The sequence below is a fragment of the Enterobacter sp. 04-C-12-SI-ECC genome (genome assembly GCF_047530715.1).
Taxonomy (GTDB): Bacteria; Pseudomonadota; Gammaproteobacteria; order Enterobacterales; family Enterobacteriaceae; genus Enterobacter; species Enterobacter bugandensis.
Genome location: NZ_JBLKDI010000002.1, coordinates 176,569 through 200,033, shown reverse-complemented (window position 1 = coordinate 200,033; position 23,465 = coordinate 176,569). Strand labels below are relative to the sequence as shown.

General features: G+C 56.3%; 20 protein-coding genes. 19 read left to right on the top strand and 1 reads right to left on the bottom strand.

Annotation, left to right across the window (positions count from 1 at the left end):
• Nucleotides 1–43 precede the first annotated feature (43 nt).
• On the top strand, nucleotides 44–625 hold the full coding sequence (gene dcd / locus ACMWL8_RS04220) for a dCTP deaminase (RefSeq protein WP_028013805.1): 582 nt from the start codon (nucleotides 44–46) through the stop codon (nucleotides 623–625).
• A gap of 22 nt (nucleotides 626–647) precedes the next feature.
• Nucleotides 648–2,498 (top strand): outer membrane assembly protein AsmA, encoded by a 1,851-nt coding sequence (gene asmA, locus ACMWL8_RS04215; protein ID WP_045260421.1) that lies wholly within the window; start codon nucleotides 648–650, stop codon nucleotides 2,496–2,498.
• Between the two features lie 92 nt (nucleotides 2,499–2,590).
• Here asmA and ACMWL8_RS04210 read toward each other — a convergent pair whose 3' ends face one another.
• The gene (locus ACMWL8_RS04210) at nucleotides 2,591–4,174 is read right to left on the bottom strand and encodes a TerC family protein (protein WP_045260420.1); all 1,584 of its coding nucleotides are present in this window, start codon (nucleotides 4,172–4,174) and stop codon (nucleotides 2,591–2,593) included.
• A 692-nt stretch (nucleotides 4,175–4,866) separates the two neighbouring features.
• Here ACMWL8_RS04210 and ACMWL8_RS04205 point away from each other — a divergent pair.
• The 17 genes from ACMWL8_RS04205 to wzxC all read left to right on the top strand — a co-directional run bounded on the left by ACMWL8_RS04205 (nucleotide 4,867) and on the right by wzxC (nucleotide 23,464).
• Nucleotides 4,867–6,006 carry a polysaccharide export protein gene (locus ACMWL8_RS04205; RefSeq protein ID WP_014170829.1) on the top strand — a complete coding sequence of 380 codons (1,140 nt, stop codon included), beginning with the start codon at nucleotides 4,867–4,869 and terminating at the stop codon, nucleotides 6,004–6,006.
• Nucleotides 6,007–6,012: 6 nt separating this feature from the next.
• On the top strand, nucleotides 6,013–6,456 hold the full coding sequence (gene wzb / locus ACMWL8_RS04200; protein ID WP_041909108.1) for a low molecular weight protein-tyrosine-phosphatase Wzb: 444 nt from the start codon (nucleotides 6,013–6,015) through the stop codon (nucleotides 6,454–6,456).
• Nucleotides 6,457–6,458: 2 nt separating this feature from the next.
• A complete protein-coding gene (gene wzc / locus ACMWL8_RS04195; protein WP_045260419.1) occupies nucleotides 6,459–8,621 on the top strand; it encodes a tyrosine-protein kinase Wzc in 2,163 nt (720 codons plus the stop codon).
• Nucleotides 8,622–8,737: 116 nt separating this feature from the next.
• Nucleotides 8,738–9,580 (top strand): colanic acid biosynthesis glycosyltransferase WcaA, encoded by an 843-nt coding sequence (wcaA, locus tag ACMWL8_RS04190; RefSeq protein ID WP_028013800.1) that lies wholly within the window; start codon nucleotides 8,738–8,740, stop codon nucleotides 9,578–9,580.
• Entirely contained in the window at nucleotides 9,580–10,071 is a 492-nt protein-coding gene (gene wcaB, locus ACMWL8_RS04185; protein ID WP_045260418.1) for a colanic acid biosynthesis acetyltransferase WcaB, read from the top strand. Before wcaA ends, wcaB begins: the two co-directional genes overlap by 1 nt.
• Nucleotides 10,068–11,285 carry a colanic acid biosynthesis glycosyltransferase WcaC gene (gene wcaC / locus ACMWL8_RS04180; protein WP_045260417.1) on the top strand — a complete coding sequence of 406 codons (1,218 nt, stop codon included), beginning with the start codon at nucleotides 10,068–10,070 and terminating at the stop codon, nucleotides 11,283–11,285. Before wcaB ends, wcaC begins: the two co-directional genes overlap by 4 nt.
• Nucleotides 11,260–12,480, top strand: coding sequence for a colanic acid polymerase WcaD (wcaD, locus tag ACMWL8_RS04175; RefSeq protein ID WP_045260416.1), 1,221 nt, complete (start codon nucleotides 11,260–11,262; stop codon nucleotides 12,478–12,480). The genes wcaC and wcaD overlap by 26 nt, the downstream gene beginning before the upstream one ends.
• A 16-nt stretch (nucleotides 12,481–12,496) precedes the next feature.
• A complete protein-coding gene (wcaE, locus tag ACMWL8_RS04170; protein ID WP_045260415.1) occupies nucleotides 12,497–13,243 on the top strand; it encodes a colanic acid biosynthesis glycosyltransferase WcaE in 747 nt (248 codons plus the stop codon).
• A 15-nt stretch (nucleotides 13,244–13,258) separates the two neighbouring features.
• Nucleotides 13,259–13,807 carry a colanic acid biosynthesis acetyltransferase WcaF gene (gene wcaF / locus ACMWL8_RS04165; RefSeq protein ID WP_045260414.1) on the top strand — a complete coding sequence of 183 codons (549 nt, stop codon included), beginning with the start codon at nucleotides 13,259–13,261 and terminating at the stop codon, nucleotides 13,805–13,807.
• A 24-nt stretch (nucleotides 13,808–13,831) separates the two neighbouring features.
• The gene (gene gmd / locus ACMWL8_RS04160) at nucleotides 13,832–14,953 is read left to right on the top strand and encodes a GDP-mannose 4,6-dehydratase (protein ID WP_003863514.1); all 1,122 of its coding nucleotides are present in this window, start codon (nucleotides 13,832–13,834) and stop codon (nucleotides 14,951–14,953) included.
• Nucleotides 14,954–14,955: 2 nt separating this feature from the next.
• Nucleotides 14,956–15,921: a GDP-L-fucose synthase gene (fcl, locus tag ACMWL8_RS04155; RefSeq protein ID WP_024908102.1), complete on the top strand. Its 966-nt coding sequence runs from the start codon at nucleotides 14,956–14,958 to the stop codon at nucleotides 15,919–15,921.
• A 2-nt stretch (nucleotides 15,922–15,923) separates the two neighbouring features.
• A complete protein-coding gene (locus ACMWL8_RS04150; protein ID WP_045260438.1) occupies nucleotides 15,924–16,403 on the top strand; it encodes a GDP-mannose mannosyl hydrolase in 480 nt (159 codons plus the stop codon).
• Entirely contained in the window at nucleotides 16,400–17,623 is a 1,224-nt protein-coding gene (wcaI, locus tag ACMWL8_RS04145) for a colanic acid biosynthesis fucosyltransferase WcaI (RefSeq protein WP_045260413.1), read from the top strand. The genes ACMWL8_RS04150 and wcaI overlap by 4 nt, the downstream gene beginning before the upstream one ends.
• Nucleotides 17,624–17,626: 3 nt before the next feature.
• Nucleotides 17,627–19,063 carry a mannose-1-phosphate guanyltransferase gene (gene cpsB, locus ACMWL8_RS04140; protein ID WP_028013792.1) on the top strand — a complete coding sequence of 479 codons (1,437 nt, stop codon included), beginning with the start codon at nucleotides 17,627–17,629 and terminating at the stop codon, nucleotides 19,061–19,063.
• Nucleotides 19,064–19,172: 109 nt separating this feature from the next.
• A complete protein-coding gene (gene cpsG, locus ACMWL8_RS04135) occupies nucleotides 19,173–20,543 on the top strand; it encodes a colanic acid biosynthesis phosphomannomutase CpsG (protein WP_045260412.1) in 1,371 nt (456 codons plus the stop codon).
• A gap of 46 nt (nucleotides 20,544–20,589) precedes the next feature.
• Complete coding sequence (wcaJ, locus tag ACMWL8_RS04130; RefSeq protein ID WP_028013790.1) at nucleotides 20,590–21,984, top strand: undecaprenyl-phosphate glucose phosphotransferase; 1,395 nt, start codon at nucleotides 20,590–20,592, stop codon at nucleotides 21,982–21,984.
• A gap of 1 nt (nucleotide 21,985) precedes the next feature.
• Nucleotides 21,986–23,464, top strand: a complete 1,479-nt coding sequence (wzxC, locus tag ACMWL8_RS04125; protein ID WP_044596701.1) for a colanic acid undecaprenyl disphosphate flippase WzxC — start codon at nucleotides 21,986–21,988, stop codon at nucleotides 23,462–23,464.
• The last annotated feature ends 1 nt before the right edge of the window (nucleotide 23,465 follow it).

Genomic DNA, 23,465 nt, shown 5'->3' with positions numbered 1-23,465 from the left:
CGTTCAACGGCTCAGGGTACGATGCATGAAAGGAGAAAGAACCATGCGTCTTTGCGATCGTGATATTGAAGCCTGGCTGGATGAAGGCCGCTTGTCTATTACCCCACGTCCCCCCGTGGAGCGCATCAATGGGGTGACCGTTGATGTACGGTTGGGGAATAAATTCCGCACCTTTAGCGGCCATACTGCGCCGTTCATCGACCTCAGCGGGCCGAAGGATGAAGTGAGCGCCGCGCTCGATCGCGTCATGAGTGATGAAATCATCATTGACGAAGGTGAAGCTTTTTATCTGCACCCGGGTGAACTGGCGCTGGCGGTGACGTATGAATCCGTGACCCTGCCTGCGGATCTCGTCGGCTGGCTTGATGGCCGTTCTTCTCTGGCCCGCCTGGGGTTGATGGTTCACGTGACCGCGCACCGTATCGACCCAGGCTGGTCCGGCCGTATCGTGCTGGAGTTCTTCAACGCCGGTAAACTGCCGCTGGCGCTGCGCCCCGGAATGATGATCGGTGCGTTAAGCTTTGAACCTCTCACAGGCCCGGCAGACAGGCCTTATAACCGCCGCCAGGACGCAAAATACCGCGACCAGCAGGGTGCGGTTGCCAGCCGTATTGATAAAGACTGATCGTTAGTCCATTGAGGATGCCATGAGAAGAGTTCTGACAACGCTGATGATTTTGCTGGTAGTGCTGGTTGCTGGCCTTTCGGCGTTGGTTCTGCTGGTTAACCCGAATGATTTCCGCGCTTACATGGTGCGGCAGGTCGAGGCACGCAGTGGTTACCAACTGAAGCTTGACGGGCCGCTGCGCTGGCATGTCTGGCCGCAGCTCAGCATTCTCTCTGGCCGCATGTCGTTAACCGCGCCGGGCGCGGCACAGCCGCTGGTCTCTGCGGACAACATGCGTCTCGATGTGGCGCTGATCCCGCTCATCTCCCATCAGCTGCAGGTTAATCAGGTGATGCTGAAGGGCGCGGTCATTCAGCTTACCCCGCAGACCGAAGCCGTGCGCGACGCGAATGCGCCGGTTGCGCCGCGCGAGAATACCTTACCGGATGAACCGTCCGATACGGGCTGGTCCTTTGATATAGGCAAACTGAAAGTGGCCGATAGCGTGCTGGTGTTCCAGCATGAGGATCAGGAGCAGGTCACCGTTCGCAACATCAACCTGCAGATGGAACAGGATGAACACCATCTTGCGTCGCTGGAATTTAGCGGACGGGTAAACCGCGACCAGCGCGATCTGTCCCTCTCGTTGAATGCAAACGTGAATGCGTCGGACTATCCGCATCAGCTGACGGCCGACATCCAGCAGCTTAGCTGGCAGCTGACGGGAGCGGATCTCCCGACCCAGGGGATCGCCGGGCAGGGGACGCTGCAGGCCGTATGGCGCGAAGAGCAAAAACAGCTGGCGCTGGATAACCTTAACCTGCAGGCCAACGACAGCAGCCTGAAAGGGCAGGCGAGCGTCACGCTCGACGATAAGCCGAAGTGGGTGCTGAACCTGCAGTTTGACAAGCTCAACCTGGAGAACATCCTGCCACCGGTGCCAGCAAGCGCAACGGACAGCGATGCCGTGCAGACGGGGCAAAGCCAGTCACCGGTGTCGCGTCCGGTTATCTCATCCAACCTTGAACAGCCTGACTATAACGTGCTGCGCGGCTTCACGGCGGATATTCTGCTGAAAGCCAACAGCGTGCGCTGGCGCGGTATTGATTTTACCGACGTGAGCGGCCAGATGTTCAACCACAACGGGTTGCTGGTAATTTCAGAACTGAGCGGCAAAATGGGGGTGGGTCACCTGTCACTTCCGGGTACGCTGGACGTGCGTAAGGACGTTGCCAGCGCTGAATTCCAGCCGCGTCTCGACAACGTTGAGATTGGCAGCATCCTCAAAGCCTTTAACTATCCGATATCCCTGACGGGTCAGCTGACGCTGGCGGGCGATTTCTCAGGCACCAAAATTGATGCCAACGCCTTCCGCCGTGAGTGGCAGGGCGAGGCGCATGTTGACCTGAAAGATTCGCGAATGGAAGGGCTCAACTTCCAGCAGCTGGTTCAGCAGGCGGTGGAGCGCAGCAGCGATGTTAAAGCCCAGGAAAACTACGACAGCGCAACTCGCCTCGACAGCTTCACCACTGACCTGACGCTGGATAACGGGGTGCTGACGCTGGCCGGGATGCAGGGAACTTCATCTATGCTGTCGTTAACCGGAGAAGGCTCGCTGGATCTCGTCAAAGAGACGGCGGACACGCGCTTTAACGTCCGGGTGCTTTCCGGCTGGCAGGGCGAAAGCAAGCTGATTGACTTCCTCAAAGAGACGCCGGTTCCGCTTAGCGTATACGGCAAATGGCAGGCGCTGAACTACAGCCTTCAGGTAGATCAGATCCTGCGTAAGCATCTGCAGGATGAAGCGAAGCGTCGGCTCAACAGCTGGGCGGATCGTAATAAAGATTCCCAGAACGGCAAGGATGTGAAGAAGCTGCTGGATAAGCTTTGACGGCGGTGCGGCCTGATGCCCTCACCCGGACCCTCTCCCACGGGAGAGGGAGCAAACACTAAAACGGCAACGGGGTTGCCGTTTTGGTTTACCTAAACCTCAAAATCCAGCTCTTCCTCATCCCGCAGTGGAATTAGCTGCACTTTCTGCACGCGATGGTTTTCAATCTGCAGGGTTTTAAGCAGATAGTCGCCCACCTGAACCTCTTCTCCCGGCTGCGGGATGCGCTGCAAATACTCCATCAGCAGACCGGCAATGGTGTGGTATTCCCGTTTTTCATCCAGCGGTAGCGGCACGAACTGCACAAGGTCTTCCAGCGGCATGTGGCCGTTGGCCGTCCACGAGCCGTCAGCGTTTTTCTGAATGTCGTGGCGGGCATCAATCTCATCCACCTCGTTTGGCAGATTACCGGCGATGGTTTCCATTACGTCGCTGAGCGTGACCAGCCCTTCCACCGAACCAAATTCATCCACCACAAACGCGAAGTGGGTGCGCGCGTTGCGGAACTGCTCCAGCGCGGAGAGCAGCGGAAGCGCTTCCGGGAAGACCAGCGGCTGGCGTACCAGCGCGCGCAGGTTGAGCGGCTCGCCGTGCAGCTGCTGCTGGAGCAGGTCAATCACGTGTACCACCCCCAGCAGCTCCTCTTCCTCTTCACCGCCGGTGACCACCACGCGGGTGTGCTGGTTTTTATCCAGCAGGGCGCGGATCTGCTCTTCCGGTGCCGTGAGGTCAATATGCTCAATGTCATGCCGGGAGGTCATGATGCTGCTGACCGTGCGCTGATTCAGGTTAAGCACCCGCTCGATCATCAGCCGCTCCTGCGGGTTAAAGATTTGCCCGTCGCTGTGATCGGCCAGCAGGGCAGAGGATTCGGCGTCCAGCTCGGCATCCTCTTTCCTGCCGCTCAACAGGCGCATCACGGTGTCGGCCGTGCGCTGGCGCAGGGTCTGATTCGCGGAGAGAAACCGGCGGCGGTTAAATATCGCCAGCTGGTTGAGCGCTTCAATCATGACGGAGAAGCCAATGGCGGCGTACAGGTAGCCTTTCGGAATGTGGAAGCCGAAACCGTCGGCGACCAGGCTGAAGCCAATCATCAGCAAGAAGCTGAGACAGAGGATCACGATTGTCGGGTGGCTGTTCACAAAGCGGGTCAGTGCTTTGCTTGCCATCACCATCAGCGTGATGGCGATAATTACCGCGGCCATCATGACGGCGAGATGGTCCACCATCCCGACGGCGGTAATCACCGAATCCAGGGAGAAGACCGCATCAAGCACCACAATTTGCGCCACCACCGGCCAGAATCTCGCCCCGCGTCGCTGGGTCGGGTTCTCGCTGTCCTTGCCTTCGAGCCGTTCGTTAAGCTCCACCGTGGCTTTGAACAGCAGGAACAGCCCGCCGAAGAGCATGATCAGGTCGCGCGCGCTAAAGCTCAGGCCGCGAACGGAGAACAGAGGCTGAGTGAGCGTGACCATCCAGGAGATAGAGGCCAGCAGCAGTAAACGCATCACCATCGCCAGCAGCAGACCCGTCACGCGCGCGCGGTCGCGCTGGGAAGGGGGCAGTTTTTCAGCGAGGATGGCGATAAACACCAGATTATCAATACCGAGCACTAATTCGATGACGACCAACGTCACCAGCCCGGCCCAGATTGATGGATCGGCAATCCATTCCATAGTAATAGCAATACCTTCTGTTATATGACGAATGTCACACTTCGATCATGGATAAAGCTGGGGGAAAATGCAATGTCGGGCTGAGATTTCTCTTAATACGATGCGTAAAAAAGAGAGCAGTCTCAGGTGAGTGTAAATAAGCAAAATACGTATATTTTATTATTCTGAGTGCTTTTTAGGATATATCGCAGATAATGGTTTTTACTCTCTTTTTGTCAATATAAAGAAAATCCTAAAAGGTCAAAACTTTGCTCTTAATATTAATCTTAAAAACAGATATTAGGACAGTTGTCTCCTTGCCTGCTATTAGGTTAGCTGCAACAATTCTCCCAGCATCAAATGTTAAATCTTGTTGTTGCTATTATTGTTTTGGTCTTCGGAATGGTCATTCATTATCCGTTGTGTATTTCAAGCGGCTGATATATTTCCAGAAGACCTTACTCAAGAGGGTGTCTATCCATAACACATTGTTTAGTCAGTGGATTGGTAACTGAAAGCCAAGGGCGGTAGCGTGCCTGAAAGCGTGTAAATCAGCCTCGATTATTCTGTCAATAGCCAATGGATGAATAAGCTTTTTTTAGGACTGATGCCAGTTATATTTCTATTTGATTAACTGCATGCTGAAACCCAATACGTCTCAGGCTTATTTAAATTGCACAGGATAATTACTCTGCCAAAGTGATAAATAATCAATGATGAAATCCAAAATGAAATTGATGCCATTATTGGTGTCTGTGACCTTGATGAGTGGTTGCACGGTCTTTCCCGGCAGCAATATGTCAACAATGGGTAAGGATGTGATCAAGCAACAGGATGCCGATTTTGATCTCGACAAAATGGTGAATGTTTATCCACTTACGCCACGTCTGGTCGAACAATTACGTCCACGTCCGAATGTTGCCCAGCCGAATATGTCTCTGGACCAGGAAATTGCCTCCTATCAGTATCGCGTGGGGCCGGGCGACGTGATCAACGTGACCGTCTGGGACCACCCTGAACTGACCACGCCAGCGGGCCAGTACCGTAGCTCAAGCGACACCGGGAACTGGGTACAGTCAGATGGCACCATGTTCTATCCGTACATTGGTAAAGTACATGTCGCCGGGAAAACGCTTGCCGAGATCCGTAGTGATATTACCGGCCGCTTAGCGCAGTACATCGCCGACCCGCAGGTGGACGTTAATATCGCCGCATTCCGCTCGCAAAAAGCCTATATCTCCGGTCAGGTGAACAAATCCGGCCAGCAGGCCATCACCAACGTTCCGCTCACCGTTCTGGACGCCATTAACGCCGCAGGCGGCTTAACCGACGGCGCCGACTGGCGCAACGTGGTGCTGACCCACAACGGCAAAGAGCAGCGCATTTCGCTGCAGGCGCTGATGCAAAACGGCGACCTGACCCAGAACCGCCTGCTCTATCCGGGCGATATTCTCTACGTACCGCGCAACGACGATCTGAAAGTCTTCGTGATGGGTGAAGTGAAGAAACAGAGCACCCTCAAAATGGACTTCAGCGGCATGACCCTGACCGAAGCGCTGGGCAATGCTGAAGGTATCGATCTGACCACCTCTAACGCGACCGGTATCTTCGTCATCCGTCCGCTGAAGGGTGAAGGCAGCGCGAAGGGCAAGATTGCCAACATCTACCAGCTGGATATGTCCGATGCGACGTCTCTGGTGATGGCGACGGAGTTCCGTCTCCAGCCATACGATGTGGTTTACGTCACCACCGCGCCGGTTGCCCGCTGGAACCGTCTGATCAACCAGTTGCTGCCAACCATCAGTGGCGTTCGCTACATGACGGATACGGCGCGCGACATTCATACCTGGTAATCCGCGATGTTTAACAAAATTCTGGTGGTATGCGTGGGGAACATTTGCCGTTCCCCCACGGCTGAACGGCTGTTGAAACAGTACCAGCCCGAGTTAACGGTCGAGTCCGCAGGGCTGGGCGCGCTGGTGGGCAAAGGTGCCGACGAGCGCGCCGCGAGCGTGGCCCGCGATCACAACCTCTCTCTTGACGGGCATATCGCCCGCCAGGTCACCGGCCGCATGTGCCGGGAGTATGACCTGATTCTGGCAATGGAAAAACGCCATATTCATGCGCTGTGCGATATCGCTCCGGAGATGCGCGGCAAGGTGATGCTGTTTGGTCACTGGGACAACGAACGCGAAATCCCCGATCCGTATCGCAAGAGCCATGAAGCCTTCGAGGCGGTTTACACCTTACTTGACCAGTCTGCCCAACAGTGGGCGCAGGCACTGAAAGCTCAGCAGGGATAACAATGACAGAAAAAACAAGACCTTCTGCCGCCCCGACTTCGGGCAGTGATGAAATTGATATTGGTCGCCTGGTCGGCACGGTTATCGAGGCAAAGTGGTGGGTGCTTGGCATTACTGCCGTGTTTGCCGCAGCGGCCGTCGTGTATACGCTGTTCGCCACACCTATCTACAGCGCCGACGCGCTGGTGCAGATCGAGCAGAATACCGGCAACTCGCTGGTGCAGGATATCGGCTCCGCGCTGGCGAACAAACCGCCAGCATCCGACGCTGAAATTCAGCTGATCCAGTCGCGTCTGGTGCTGGGTAAAACGGTTCACGACCTCGGACTCGACATCTCCGTCACCAAAAATACGTTCCCGATCTTCGGTGCCGGCTGGGACCGTCTGATGGGGCGCAGCAATGACACCGTAAAGGTCACTGACTTTGTGCTGCCGAAAGGGGCGGGGGATCAAACCTTTACCCTGACGGTGCTGGGCCCGAAACAGTATCAGCTGACCAGCGATGCGGGCTTTAGCGCACGCGGCGAAGTGGGGCAGATGCTGAACAAAGACGGCGTTAGCATGATGGTTAGCGCGATCCACGCCCAGGAGGGCGGTGAATTCACCGTCACCAAATTCTCCACGCTGGGGATGATCAACAATCTGCAGAACAACCTGACCGTCACCGAAAACGGTAAGGACACCGGCGTGCTGAGCATGACCTTTACCGGTGAAGATAAGGATCAAATTCGCGACATCCTGAACAGCATTACCCGCAACTACCTTGAGCAGAACGTCGAGCGCAAGTCGGCGGAAGCGGCGAAAAGCCTGGCGTTCCTCGCTAAACAGCTCCCGGAAGTGCGTGCCCGTCTGGATGATGCCGAGAACAAGCTGAATGCCTACCGTCAGGATAAAGACTCCGTCGACCTGCCGCTGGAGGCGAAATCGGTTCTCGACTCGATGGTAAATATTGATGCGCAACTCAACGAGCTGACCTTCAAAGAGGCAGAGATTTCCAAGCTATACACCAAACGCCACCCGGCCTACCGCACGCTGCTGGAGAAGCGCCGCACTCTCGAAGAAGAGAAGGCGAAGCTGAACGACCGCGTGACCGCGATGCCGAAAACGCAGCAGGAGATTGTGCGCCTGACCCGCGACGTGGAGTCCGGACAGCAGGTTTACATGCAGCTGCTGAACAAACAGCAGGAGCTGAAAATCACCGAGGCCAGCACAGTGGGCGACGTGCGCATCGTCGACCCGGCCATTACCCAGCCTGGCGTGCTGAAGCCGAAGAAAGCGCTGATTATTCTCGGCAGCATCATTCTTGGCCTGATGCTCTCTATCGTTGGCGTCCTGCTGCGCTCGTTGTTCAACCGCGGTATCGAAAGCCCGCAGGCGCTGGAAGAGAGTGGTATCAACGTCTATGCCAGCATTCCGCTGTCTGAGTGGCAAAAATCCCGTGACAGCGTCAAGACCATCAAGGGCGTTAAGCGTTACAAACAGAGCCAGCTGCTGGCCGTGGGTAACCCAACCGACCTGGCGATTGAAGCGATCCGCAGCCTGCGTACCAGTCTGCACTTCGCCATGATGCAGGCTAAAAACAACGTCCTGATGTTAACCGGCGTCAGCCCGTCAATCGGTAAGACCTTTGTCTGTGCCAACCTGGCGGCCGTGGTGAGCCAGACCAACAAGCGCGTGCTGCTGATCGACTGCGATATGCGTAAGGGTTATACCCACGAACTGCTGGGCACCAACAACGTGAACGGTCTGTCGGAAATCCTGCTGGGTCAGGGAGAGATTAGCCAGAGCGCCAAGCCGACCTCGATTCCGAGATTCGACCTGATCCCGCGTGGTCAGGTGCCGCCGAACCCGTCTGAACTGCTGATGAGCGAACGCTTCACCCAGCTGATTGAGTGGGCGAGCAAAAACTATGACCTGGTGCTGATCGATACGCCGCCAATTCTGGCCGTGACCGATGCCGCCGTGGTTGGCCGTCATGCGGGTACCACGCTGATGGTGGCGCGCTATGCGGTGAATACCCTGAAGGAAGTGGAAACCAGCCTGAGCCGCTTCGAGCAGAACGGCATTGAGGTGAAAGGGGTCATCCTGAACTCCATCTTCCGTCGTGCGACCGGGTACCAGGATTACGGTTATTACGAGTACGAATACAAGTCTGACAGCAAATAACAAAACACCCCCCCTCACCCTAACCCTCTCCCCACAGGGGAGAGGGAAATGTCCGGTGCCGCCTTTCACCCTCTCCCCACAGGGGAGAGGGCCGGGGTGAGGGGTAGGAGGAAAAGATGACCACACAACGCCCTTTAGTTTCTATCTATATGCCGACATGGAACCGTCAGCAGCTGGCGATCCGCGCTATTAAGTCGGTCTTACGTCAGGATTACGATAACTGGGAACTGATCATCGTGGATGACTGTTCTTCCTCGTATGAACAGCTGCAAAAATTTGTCACCGAACTCAACGATCCGCGCGTGATGTATACCCATAACCCGATTAACTCCGGGGCGTGCGCGGTGCGTAATCAGGCGATTATGCAGGCCAAAGGGCAGTATCTGACCGGCATCGACGATGACGACGAATGGACGCCGAACCGCCTGTCCGTCTTCCTTTCGCATAAAGAGCAGCTGGTCACGCACGCTTTTCTGTATGCCAACGACTATGTCTGCCAGGGCGAGGTTTACTCGCAGCCCGCGAGCCTGCCGCTGTACCCGAAATCACCGTACTCTCGTCGCCTGTTCTACAAGCGCAACATTATCGGTAATCAGGTCTTTACCTGGGCCTGGCGCTTTAAGGAGTGCCTGTTCGATACCGAACTGAAGGCCGCGCAGGATTACGACATCTTCTTGCGGATGGTGGTGGAGTACGGCGAGCCGTGGAAAGTGGAAGAGGCCACGCAGATCCTGCACATCAACCACGGGGAGATGCAGATCACCTCCTCACCGAAGAAGTTTTCAGGCTATTTCCATTTTTACCGCAAGCACAAGGACAAGTTTGACCGTGCCAGCCGCAAGTATCAGCTCTTTACCCTGTATCAGATCCGCAATAAGCGCATGAACTGGCGCACGCTGCTGACGCTGCTGTCGGTGCGTAACGGCAAGCGCCTGGCTGACGGGCTTCGGGGGAAATAATGTTTCTGGAAGATTGCCGCGCAAACAGCTGGAGCCTGCGCCCGTGCTGCATGGTTCTGGCGTACCGCATCGCGCACTTTTGCTCGGTGTGGCGCAAGAAAAACGTTCTGAACAATATCTGGGCGGCACCGATTCTGGTGCTGTACCGCATCATCACCGAATGCTTTTTTGGCTATGAAATCCAGGCCGCTGCCACCATTGGCCGCCGCTTTACCATCCACCACGGCTATGCGGTGGTGATCAACAAGTTCGTGGTTGCGGGCGATGATTTCACCATTCGCCACGGGGTGACGATCGGCAACCGCGGGCCGGACAGCCTGGCCTGCCCGGTGATCGGCAATAACGTCGAGCTGGGGGCGAACGTGGTGATGATTGGCGACATTACGATTGGTAACAACGTGACGATCGGGGCGGGCAGCGTGGTGCTGGACAGCATTCCGGATAACGCGCTGGTGGTGGGAGAGAAAGCCCGCGTGAAGGTGATTAAATGAACATTCTGCAATTTAACGTACGCCTCGCAGAAGGCGGAGCGGCAGGCGTGGCGCTGGATCTGCACCAGCGTGCCCTGCAAAAAGGACTTCAGTCCCGGTTTATTTACGGCTACGGCAAAGGCGGCAAGAAAAGCGTCAGCCATGATAACTTCCCGCAGGTGCACAAGCACACGCCGCGTCTGACCTCTGTTGCCAACATTGCGCTGTTCCGCCTGTTTAACCGCGATCTGTTTGGCAACCTGAACAGTCTTTATCGCACCGTGACCCGCACTACCGGCCCGGTTGTGCTGCATTTTCACGTGCTGCACAGCTACTGGCTGAATCTGGAAGAGGTGGTGGCGTTTTGTCAGAAGGTGCAGGCCCACAAGCTCGACACCCGCTTCGTCTGGACACTGCACGATCACTGGAGCGTAACCGGACGCTGCGCGTTTACCGACGGCTGCGAAGGCTGGAAAGATAGCTGCCAGAAATGCCCGACGTTGAGCAACTATCCGCCGGTGAAGGTGGATCGCGCGCATCAGCTGGTAGACGGAAAGCGTCAGTTGTTCCGCGACATGCTTTCGCTCGGCTGCACGTTTATCTCCCCGAGCCAGCACGTGGCCGACGCCTTCAACAGCCTGTATGGGGCAGGGCGCTGTCAGATTATCAACAACGGTATCGACGTGGCGACGGAAGCCATCCTGGCCGAGCTGACGCCGGTGGCGGAAACCGCGGGCAAACCGAAAATTGCCATCGTTGCGCACGATCTGCGCTACGACGGCAAAACCAACCAGCAGCTGGTGCGCGACATGATGGCGCTCGGCGACAAAATTGAACTGCATACCTTTGGCAAATTCTCGCCGTTCGAAGGCGCTAACGTGGTGAATCACGGGTTTGAAACCGACAAGCGCAAGCTGATGAGCGCCCTGAATGGTATGGACGCGCTGGTGTTCAGCTCCCGCGTGGATAACTACCCGCTGATCCTCTGCGAGGCGCTCTCCATCGGCGTGCCGGTGATTGCCACCCACAGCGATGCAGCGCGCGAAGTGCTGGAAAAATCCGGCGGAAAAACCTTCGCCGGGCACGAGGTCCTGCCTCTGGTGCAGCTGCCGAAGGCGCAGATCGCCGAGGCCGTTTTTGGCACTGACCTGGAATCGTTCCGCAACCGCAGCCGCAAGGCCTACAGTGGACAACAGATGCTGGAGGAGTATGTCTCGTTCTATCAGAATCTGTAGTTATCTGCTGCTGCCGCTGATCTACCTGCTGGTTAACGTTAAAATTGCCCAGCTCGGCGAAAGCTTCCCGATAACCATCGTAACTTTTTTGCCCGTTCTGCTTCTGCTGTATGTCGATAAAATCAACCTGAAGAAGCTGATGATTGCCCTGGGGCTGGGCACGGGCCTGACGCTGTTTAACTACATCTTTGGCCAGTCGCTGGATGCCAGTAAATACGTCACTTCAACCATGCTGTTTGTTTATATCGTTATTATTATTGGCATGGTCTGGAGTATTCGCTTCAAAACTATTTCACCGCACAATTATCGGAAAATCCTCAGGTTCTTTTATATTGCCGTTGCGTTAATTGTTGTGCTTGCGGCAATGGAGATGGCGCAAATTATTCTCACGGGCGGCAGCAGCCTGATGGAGATAATTTCGAAATATCTCATTTACAGTAACAGCTATGTACTGAACTTCATTAAGTTTGGAGGGAAGCGTACAACGGCGCTCTATTTTGAACCGGCGTTTTTCGCTCTGGCGTTAATCTCAATTTGGCTCAGCATCAAACAGTTTGGTATCAAAACGCCTAAGACCGATGCTATGATTCTTGCAGGAATCGTTCTGTCTGGATCGTTCTCAGGGGTAATGACATTTATCCTGTTTTACCTGCTGGAGTGGGCGTTCCAGTACCTGAACAAAGATGCGATTAAGAAAAAACTGCCGCTGGCGATAATCTCTCTGACGGTATTTTTAGTGGGCGTCATATTCGCGTTTCCGTACATTTCAGAACGTCTGGGTGATTTGGGAACGGAAGGGTCATCGTCCTATTATCGCATCATTGGTCCGCTGGTGATGGTGGGTTATTCCTTAACCCATATCGATGGTGTAGTAAGATTCGGCTCACTTTACGAATATGTTGCATCATTCGGAATCTTTAACGGTGCGGATGTCGGTAAAACCATAGACAATGGTCTGTATCTGTTAATTATTTATTTTTCGTGGTTCGCCGTACTGTTGACGCTGTGGTATCTGTTTAAAGTTTTCAAAATGATGATCAACGCGTTTGGTGATAACCAGAACTTTCGCGTGCAGCTTTATCTTTTTACGCCGGTGTCGCTGTTTTTTACCGGGTCAATATTTAGCCCGGAATATGCTTTCTTGATTGTCTGTCCGTTTATTTTGCGTAAGGCGCTTAATATTACGAACGTATGACGAAATGAGGTGATTTATGTTTCTTAGCGTCATTACTGTCGCTTTTCGTAATTACGAAGGGGTGGTAAAAACCTGGCGCTCGCTGCGCAACCTGGCGCGCGATCCAAGCCTCACCTTTGAGTGGATCGTGGTCGACGGCGGCTCGAACGATGGCACGGCGGAGTTTCTGGAAAAACTCAACGGTGAGTTCAACTTACGCTACATCAGCGAGAAAGATAAAGGCATCTACGATGCGATGAACAAGGGCATTGATATGGCCCAGGGCCGTTATGCCATCTTCCTCAACTCCGGCGATATTTTCCACGACGATGTGGCGCTGTTTGCCCGTCAGCTGGCGCGCCAGAAAGAGGATGCCATGTATATTGGCGATGCGCTGCTCGATTTTGGCGACGGGCATAAAGTCTGCCGCAGCGCCAAGCCAGGCTGGTATATCTACCATAGCCTGCCGGCCAGCCATCAGGCCATTTTCTTCCCGGTAAACGGTCTGAAAAAACAGCCTTACGATTTGCAGTACAAGGTGTCATCCGATTATGCGCTGGCCGCCAGCCTGTATAAATCAGGTTACCCGTTCCGTCGAATTAAAGGGCTGGTGTCTGAATTTTCGATGGGCGGCGTGTCAACGTCTAATAATCTTGAATTATGCCAGGATGCAAAAAAGGTGCAGCGTCAAATATTACGCGTGCCGGGATTCTGGGCGGAATTGTCTTATTTATTACGCCTGCGTACGACAGGTAAAACGAAAACCTTATATAACAAAGCCTGAATATAAGGAAACGCAATGCAGGATTTAAAAGGTTTCTCCGTACCGAAAGGTTTTCGGGGCGGGAACGGTATTAAGGTACAGCTGTGGTGGGCGGTTCAGGCAACCTTATTTGCCTGGTCGCCGCAAATACTGTACCGCTGGCGAGCCTTTTTATTGCGCCTGTTTGGCGCAAAAATCGGAAAAAACGTAGTTATTCGACCTTCGGTAAAGATTACCTACCCCTGGAAATTAACCCTCGGGGATTACGCCTGGGTAGGGGATGACGCGGTGTTATATACCCTGGGCGAGATTACGATTGGCGCAAATTCGGTGGTTTCACAGAAGTGTTATTTGTGCACCGGCAGCCACGACTTTATGAGCCCGCATTTTGATATTACCGCTTCGCCTATTGTGATCGGTGAAAAGTGCTGGCTGGCAACGGATGTTTTTGTTGCACCAGGTATTTCTGTTGGCGATGGCACGGTAGTCGGTGCCCGCAGCAGCGTTTTTAAATCGCTACCGGCAAATAAAGTTTGCCGTGGCAACCCCGCAGTGGTGATACGCGAACGCGTTGAAACTGATTAAATTCATAAGTAGAGGAATATAAACATGTCTAAAGTCGCTCTCATCACCGGCGTTACCGGGCAGGATGGTTCTTACCTGGCAGAACTGCTGCTGGAGAAAGGGTATGAAGTGCACGGTATTAAGCGTCGTGCGTCTTCTTTCAACACCGAACGTGTGGATCACATCTATCAGGATCCTCACGCGGCGAACCCGAAATTCCACCTGCACTACGGCGACCTGACCGATACCTCCAACCTGACCCGTATCTTGCAGGAAGTACAGCCGGATGAAGTGTACAACCTGGGGGCGATGAGCCACGTTGCGGTCTCCTTCGAGTCCCCGGAATACACCGCTGACGTTGACGCCATGGGTACCCTGCGTCTGCTGGAGGCGATTCGCTTCCTCGGTCTTGAGAAGAAAACTCGCTTCTACCAGGCATCTACCTCCGAGCTGTACGGCCTGGTGCAGGAAATTCCACAGAAAGAGACCACGCCGTTCTACCCGCGCTCTCCGTATGCGGTAGCAAAACTGTACGCCTACTGGATCACCGTGAACTACCGTGAATCCTACGGTATGTACGCCTGTAACGGCATTCTGTTCAACCACGAATCCCCGCGCCGCGGCGAAACCTTCGTGACCCGTAAAATCACCCGCGCGATCGCCAACATTGCTCAGGGTCTGGAATCTTGCCTGCACCTCGGCAACATGGACTCCCTGCGTGACTGGGGCCATGCCAAAGACTACGTGAAAATGCAGTGGATGATGCTGCAGCAGGAACAGCCAGAAGACTTCGTTATCGCGACCGGCGTGCAGTACTCCGTGCGTCAGTTCGTTGAGATGGCTGCGGCGCAGCTGGGCATCAAGCTGCGCTTCGAAGGCACCGGCGTGGAAGAGAAGGGTATCGTTGTGTCCGTGACCGGCCACGACGCGCCGGGCGTGAAGCCAGGCGACGTAATTGTGCAGGTTGACCCGCGCTACTTCCGTCCTGCTGAAGTAGAAACCCTGCTGGGCGACCCAACCAAAGCGCACGAGAAGCTGGGCTGGAAACCAGAAACCACTCTGCAGGAGATGGTTTCCGAGATGGTGGCCAAAGATCTTGAAGCAGCGAAAAAACACTCCCTGCTCAAGTCTCATGGCTACGAGGTTGCCATCGCGCTGGAGTCCTGAGAATGACAAAACAACGTATTTTTGTCGCCGGTCATCGCGGAATGGTGGGTTCCGCGATTGTCCGCCAGCTGGAACAGCGCGGTGACGTAGAGGTAATTGTCCGCACCCGTGACGAGCTGAACCTGCTCGACAGCCGTGCGGTACAGGACTTCTTTGCCAACGAACGCATTGACCAGGTGTATCTGGCGGCGGCGAAGGTGGGCGGCATTGTCGCTAACAACACCTATCCGGCGGATTTCATCTACGAGAACATGATGATTGAGAGCAACATCATTCACGCGGCGCATCTGCACAACGTGAACAAGCTGCTGTTCCTCGGTTCATCCTGTATCTACCCGAAGATGGCGAAGCAGCCGATCGCCGAAAGCGAGCTGCTGCAGGGCACGCTGGAAGCGACTAACGAGCCGTATGCGATTGCCAAAATTGCCGGGATCAAGCTGTGTGAATCCTACAACCGTCAGTATAACCGCGACTATCGCTCGGTGATGCCGACTAACCTGTACGGACCGCACGACAACTTCCACCCGAGCAACTCGCACGTGATCCCGGCGCTGCTGCGTCGCTTCCACGAGGCGACTGCCGAAAACGCCCCGGACGTGGTGGTGTGGGGCAGCGGAACGCCAATGCGCGAGTTCCTGCACGTGGACGACATGGCGGCTGCCAGCATTCACGTGATGGAGCTGGATCGCGAGGTGTGGCAGGAAAACACCGAGCCGATGCTGTCGCACATTAACGTGGGTACCGGCGTGGACTGCACCATTCGCGAGCTGGCGCAGACCATCGCGCAGGTGGTGGGCTACAAGGGCCGCGTGGTGTTTGACGCGACCAAACCGGACGGCACGCCGCGCAAGCTGCTGGACGTGACCCGTCTGCATCAGCTGGGCTGGTATCACGAGGTCTCACTGGAGCAGGGGCTGGCCAGCACCTACCAGTGGTTCCTGGAAAACCAGCACCGCTTCCGGGGGTAATGATGTTTTTAAGTCAGGAAGATTTTGCCACGGTAGTGCGTTCCACTCCGCTCATCTCGATTGATTTGATCGTGGAGAACGAACGCGGCGAGTTCTTGCTGGGGAAACGAACCAATCGTCCTGCACAGGGCTTCTGGTTCGTGCCCGGCGGGCGCGTGCAGAAGGATGAGACGCTGGTTGATGCGTTTGAGCGTCTCACTCTGGCGGAGCTGGGCCTGCAGCTGCCGATGGCAGCGGGCCAGTTTTACGGGGTCTGGCAGCACTTCTATGACGATAACTTTTCGGGCACCGGGTTCTCCACGCACTACATCGTGCTGGGGTTCCGCCTGAAGGTGAGTGAGGCAGACCTGCGTCTGCCTGATTCTCAGCATGACGATTACCGCTGGCTAACGTCAGAGGCGCTGCTGGCAAGCGACAACGTCCATGACAACAGTCGGGCGTACTTCCTCGCGGAACGTCAGGCCGAGGTGCCAGGACTATGAAAATCCTCGTCTACGGAATTAACTACTCGCCGGAATTAACCGGTATCGGGAAATACACGGGCGAGATGGTGGAGTGGATGGCGAGCCAGGGACATGACGTGCGGGTGATTACTGCCCCGCCGTATTACCCGGAGTGGAAGGTAGGCGAACGCTATTCCAGCTGGCGCTATCGCCGTGAAGAGGGGGCCGCGACCGTCTGGCGCTGCCCGCTCTACGTGCCGAAACAGCCCTCGACGCTGAAACGTTTAATTCATCTGGGCAGCTTTGCCCTCAGCAGTTTCTTCCCGCTGATGGCGCAGCGTCGCTGGAAGCCGGATCGCATTATCGGCGTGGTGCCGACGCTGTTCTGCACGCCGGGCATGCGCCTGCTGGGAAAACTCTCCGGCGCGCGCACCCTGCTGCACATTCAGGATTATGAAGTGGACGCCATGCTCGGTCTGGGGATGGCCGGGAAAGGCAAGGGCGGCAAGGTGGCGAAGCTCGCCAGCGCCTTTGAGCGCAGTGGCCTGCATAACGTGGATTACGTCTCAACGATCTCGCGCTCGATGATGAACAAAGCGCAGGAGAAGGGCGTCCCGGCGGAGAAGGTTATCTTCTTCCCGAACTGGTCCGAAGTGGCGCGTTTTCGCGACGTGACGGAGCAAGAGGCTCAGGCGCTGCGCGCCCGGCTCGGTTTGCCTGAAGACCAAAAAATCATTCTTTACTCAGGCAACATCGGCGAAAAGCAGGGGCTGGAGAGCGTGATTGAAGCGGCCCAGCTGCTGATCGAACAGCCGTGGACGTTTGTGATTGTCGGACAGGGCGGGGGAAAAGCGCGGCTGGAGAAGATGGCCAGTGAACGCGGCCTGACCAACGTGAAGTTTTTCCCGCTGCAATCGTACGATGCGCTGCCCGCGCTGCTGAAAATGGCGGATTGCCATCTGGTCGTGCAAAAACGCGGCGCGGCGGATGCGGTGCTGCCGTCCAAGCTGACCAACATTCTGGCAGTGGGCGGTAACGCGGTGATTACGGCCGAAGCCGAAACTGAATTAGGCCAGCTGTGTGGCAGCTATCCGGGGATTGCCGTGTGCGTGGAGCCGGAATCCGTTCCCGCGCTGGTCACCGGCATTGAACAGGCACTCGCCATGCCAAAAGTGAACACGGTGGCACGTGAATATGCCGAACGCACGCTCGAGAAAGAGAACGTGCTGAGCCAATTTATTGCAGATATACGGGGATAAATCATGAGTCAAACCACTTTGTATCCGGTTGTGATGGCTGGTGGCTCTGGTAGCCGGTTGTGGCCGCTGTCCCGCGTGCTCTATCCAAAACAGTTCCTCTGCCTGAAAGGGGATCTCACCATGCTGCAGACGACGGTAAACCGTCTGCACGGCGTGGAGTGTGAAAGCCCGGTGGTGATTTGTAACGAACAGCACCGCTTTATCGTTGCCGAGCAGCTGCGCCAGCTGAACAAGCTCACGGAAAACATCATCCTGGAGCCTGCCGGACGTAATACCGCGCCCGCGATCGCCCTGGCGGCGCTGGCGGCAAAACGCAGCAGCCCTGACTGTGACCCGCTGATGCTGGTCCTGGCGGCAGATCACGTTATCCAGCAGGAAGACGCATTCCGCGACGCGGTGCGTGCCGCGATCCCTTACGCCGAGAGCGGCAAGCTGGTGACCTTCGGCATCGTGCCGGATCTGCCGGAAACCGGCTACGGTTACATCCGTCGCGGCAGCGTAACGCCGGGCGAAGGCGACAGCGTGGCGTTTGACGTGGCGCAGTTTGTCGAAAAACCGAATCTCGAAACCGCGCAGGCCTATGTCGCCAGCGGTGAATATTACTGGAACAGCGGGATGTTCCTGTTCCGCGCCGGACGCTATCTCGAAGAACTGCGCAAATATCGCCCGGATATTCTGAACGCCTGCGAAAAAGCGATGGCGGTGGTAGACCCGGATCTCGACTTTATCCGCGTGGATGAAGAGGCGTTCCTCGCCTGCCCGGAAGAGTCTATCGACTACGCCGTTATGGAACGCACGGCTGACGCGGTGGTGGTACCGATGGATGCAGGCTGGAGCGACGTTGGCTCCTGGTCCTCCCTGTGGGAGATCAGCGCCCATACCCCGGAGGGTAACGTCCATCACGGCGATGTGATTAGCCACAAAACCGAAAACAGCTACGTTTACGCCGAGTCTGGCCTCGTCACCACCGTCGGGGTGAAGGATCTGGTGGTTGTCCAGACCAAAGACGCGGTGCTGATTGCCGACCGCAACGCCGTGCAGGACGTTAAAAAAGTGGTTGAGAAGATCAAGGCCGATGGCCGTCACGAACACCACATTCACCGTGAAGTGTACCGTCCGTGGGGCAAATATGACTCCATCGACGCGGGCGACCGCTATCAGGTGAAGCGCATCACCGTGAAGCCGGGCGAGGGGCTGTCGGTGCAGATGCACCATCACCGCGCTGAACACTGGGTGGTGGTGGCGGGTACGGCCAAAGTGACCATCGACGGCGAAGTGAAGCTGCTGGGTGAAAACGAGTCCATTTATATTCCGCTGGGCGCAACGCACTGTCTGGAAAACCCGGGAAAAATTCCTCTCGACTTAATTGAGGTGCGCTCCGGCTCGTATCTGGAAGAGGACGATATTGTGCGCTTCCAGGATCGCTACGGGCGCGTGTAGCACGCGGCATCATGCCCGGCGGCGCTGCGCCTGCCGGGCCTACGAATGAAAAAAATAAATTTGGCCATTAAGTGGTCAGGGCCAACTGTTGCCTGAAAAAGGGGTCATCATGGAAAAATTAACCTGTTTTAAAGCCTACGATATTCGCGGCAAGCTGGGCGAAGAGCTGAACGAAGACATCGCGTGGCGCATCGGCCGCGCGTACGGCGAATATTTAAAACCTAAGACCATCGTGCTGGGCGGCGACGTGCGTCTGACCAGTGAATCCCTGAAGCTGGCGCTGGCAAAAGGGCTGCAGGACGCGGGCGTGGACGTGCTGGACATCGGCCTGTCCGGTACCGAAGAGATCTATTTTGCCACCTTCCACCTCGGCGTGGACGGCGGTATCGAAGTGACGGCCAGCCACAACCCGATGGACTACAACGGCATGAAGCTGGTGCGCAAGGGCGCGCGCCCGATTAGCGGCGACACCGGCCTGCGCGACGTGCAGCGCCTCGCGGAAGCCAACGACTTCCCGCCGGTGAACGACGCGAAGCGCGGCAGCTACAAGCAGATTAACCTGCAGAAAAAGTACATCGACCACCTGCTGGGCTACATCAACGTGGCGAACCTCAAGCCGCTGAAGCTGGTCATCAACTCCGGCAACGGCGCGGCCGGCCCGGTTGTCGATGCGCTGGAAGCCCGCTTTAAGGCGCTGAACGTGCCGGTGACCTTCGTCAAGGTACACAACACGCCGGACGGTAACTTCCCGAACGGTATTCCTAACCCGCTGCTGCCGGAGTGCCGCGACGACACCCGCAACGCGGTGATTGAGCACGGTGCCGATATGGGCATCGCCTTCGACGGCGACTTCGACCGCTGCTTCCTGTTCGACGAGAAAGGGCAGTTTATCGAAGGCTACTACATCGTTGGCCTGCTGGCGGAAGCGTTCCTGGAGAAAAACCCGGGCGCGAAGATCATTCACGATCCGCGTCTTTCCTGGAACACCGTCGACGTGGTGAAGGCCGCGGGCGGCGAGCCGGTGATGTCTAAAACCGGCCATGCCTTCATCAAAGAGCGCATGCGCGAAGAAGACGCCATCTACGGCGGCGAGATGAGCGCGCACCACTATTTCCGTGATTTTGCCTACTGCGACAGCGGGATGATCCCGTGGCTGCTGGTGACCGAACTCCTGTGCCTGAAGGGGCAGAGCCTGGGCGAGCTGGTGCGCGACCGCATGGTTGCCTTCCCGGCGAGCGGGGAGATCAACAGCAAGCTGGCGCAGCCGGCCGAGGCGATTGCCCGCGTTGAACAGCACTTTGCCATTCACGCGCTGGAGATTGACCGTACGGACGGCATCAGCATGGCGTTCCCGCAGTGGCGCTTTAACCTGCGTTCGTCCAACACCGAGCCGGTGGTTCGCCTGAACGTGGAATCCCGCGCTGATACGGCGCTGATGGAAGCCCGAACGAAGGACATTCTGGCGCTGTTGAATCAGTAACAATTGCCCCTCCCGGCGGGAGGGGGAACCGAATACAGGAACAACGATGACGAATCTAAAAAAACGCGAACGAGCGAGAACGAATGCATCGTTAATCTCTATGGTGCAGCGTTTTTCTGATATCACCATCATGGTCGGTGGATTGTGGGCGGTGTGTCGGATCAGCGGGCTGCCGTTCTTATATATGCATCTTCTGATGGCCCTGATTGCGCTGGTTGTGTTTCAGATGATCGGCGGAATGACCGATTTCTACCGCTCGTGGCGCGGCGTGAAAATGACCACCGAACTGATGCTGCTGCTGCAGAACTGGACCCTGAGCCTGATTTTCAGCGCCGGTCTGGTGGCGTTCAGCCATGATTTTGACAACCGCTTCGTGACCTATCTCTGCTGGTACCTGTTAACCAGCGTCGGCATGGTGGTGTGCCGTTCCCTGATCCGCTTTGGCGCGGGCTGGCTGCGTAACCGCGGCTATAACCGTCGCTTCGTGGCGGTGGCAGGCGATCTGCCGGTGGGGAGGGTGTTGCTCGACAGCTTCCGCAAAGAGCCGTGGTTAGGCTTTGAAGTGGTGGGGATTTATCACGACGCGAAGCCGGGTGGCGTGCCGTCTGACTGGGCGGGCAATTACGACCAGCTGATTGAAGACGCGAAAGCGGGCAAAATTCACAACGTTTATATTGCCATGCAGATGAAAGACGAAACCCGCATCAAGCAGCTGATGCGCGAGCTGGCGGACACGACCTGCTCGGTGATCCTGATCCCGGACGTGTTTACCTTCAACATTCTGCATTCCCGCATTGAAGAGGTGAACGGCGTGCCGGTGGTACCGCTGTACGACACGCCGCTGTCGGGTATCAACCGCGTGCTCAAGCGCGTGGAAGATATCGTACTCTCTTCCCTGATTTTACTGCTCATTTCCCCGGTGCTGTGCTGCATCGCCCTGGCGGTGAAGCTGAGCTCTCCCGGCCCGGTTATCTTCCGTCAGACCCGCTACGGCATGGACGGTAAACCAATCATGGTGTGGAAATTCCGCTCCATGAAGGTGATGGAGAACGACAAGGTGGTGACCCAGGCGACGCAGAACGATCCGCGCGTCACCCGCGTGGGTAACTTCCTGCGCCGCACTTCGCTTGACGAGCTGCCGCAGTTCATCAACGTCTTTACCGGCGGCATGTCGATTGTTGGTCCGCGTCCGCACGCGGTGGCGCATAACGAGCAGTACCGTTCGCTGATTGAGGGCTACATGCTGCGCCATAAGGTGAAGCCGGGCATCACCGGCTGGGCGCAGATCAACGGCTGGCGCGGCGAGACCGACACGCTGGAAAAAATGGAAAAACGCATCGAGTTCGATCTGGAGTACATCCGCGAGTGGAGCCTCTGGTTCGATATCAAGATTGTTTTTCTGACCATCTTCAAAGGCTTCGTGAACAAAGCGGCGTACTAAGATGAGCTTACGTGAAAAAACCATCAGCGGCGCCAAGTGGTCAGCGATGGCGACCATCGTCATCATTGGCCTCGGCCTGGTGCAGATGACGGTGCTGGCGCGCATTATCGATAACCACCAGTTCGGCCTGCTGACCGTCTCGCTGGTGATTATCGCGCTGGCCGACACGCTGTCTGACTTCGGTATCGCCAACTCCATTATCCAGCGTAAAGAAATTAGCCATCTTGAGCTGACCACGCTCTACTGGCTGAACGTGGGGCTGGGGATTTTCGTGTTCGTGCTGGTGTTCCTCCTGAGCGACACCATCGCCAGCGTGCTGCACAACCCGGACCTCGCTCCGCTGATGCGTACGTTGTCCTTTGCATTCGTGGTTATCCCGCACGGGCAGCAGTTCCGCGCGCTGATGCAGAAAGAGCTGGAGTTCAACAAGATCGGCATGATTGAAACCAGTGCCGTACTGGCGGGCTTTACCTTTACCGTGGTGAGTGCCCATTTCTGGCCGCTGGCGATGACCGCCATCCTCGGTTACCTGGTTAACTCTGCCGTGCGTACGCTGCTGTTCGGCTACTTTGGCCGCAAGATTTATCGTCCGGGGCTGCACTTCTCTCTCGCGTCCGTCTCGTCCAACCTGCGCTTTGGCGCGTGGCTGACGGCGGACAGCATTATTAACTATGTGAATACCAACCTCTCGACGCTGGTGCTGGCGCGCATCCTGGGCGCGAGCGTGGCGGGGGGCTACAACCTGGCCTATAACGTTGCGGTTGTTCCTCCTATGAAGCTGAACCCCATTATCACTCGCGTGCTGTTCCCGGCGTTCGCCAAGATTCAGGACGACACCGAGAAGCTGCGCGTCAACTTCTACAAGCTGCTTTCCGTGGTGGGGATTATCAACTTCCCGGTGCTGCTGGGGCTGATGGTGGTTTCCAGTAACTTCGTGCCGCTGGTGTTTGGCGAGAAGTGGAACGGCATTATCCCGATCCTGCAGCTGCTTTGCGTGGTGGGGCTGCTGCGCTCCGTGGGCAATCCGATTGGTTCTCTGCTGATGGCGAAGGCGCGCGTGGATATCAGCTTTAAGTTCAACGTGTTCAAAACTTTCCTGTTTATTCCGGCGATTATCGTCGGCGGGCATATGGCGGGCGCCATCGGCGTCACGCTGGGCTTCCTGCTGGTGCAGATCGTCAATACCGTTCTGAGCTACTTCATCATGATCAAACCGGTGCTGGGCTCCAGCTACCGTCAGTACATCCTGAGCCTGTGGCTGCCGTTCTATCTCTCATTGCCGACCCTGGCGGTGAGCTACGGTCTGGGCATTATCCTCAGCGGGCATCTGCCGCTCGCCGCGCTGCTGGCGGTGCAGGTTGCCGCGGGCGCGCTGGCCTTTGGCGTGATGATTGTGCTGTCGCGCAACGCGCTGGTGGTAGAGATGAAGCGCCAGTTTTGCCGTAACGAAAAAATGAAAACGCTGCTTCGCGCAGGCTAGT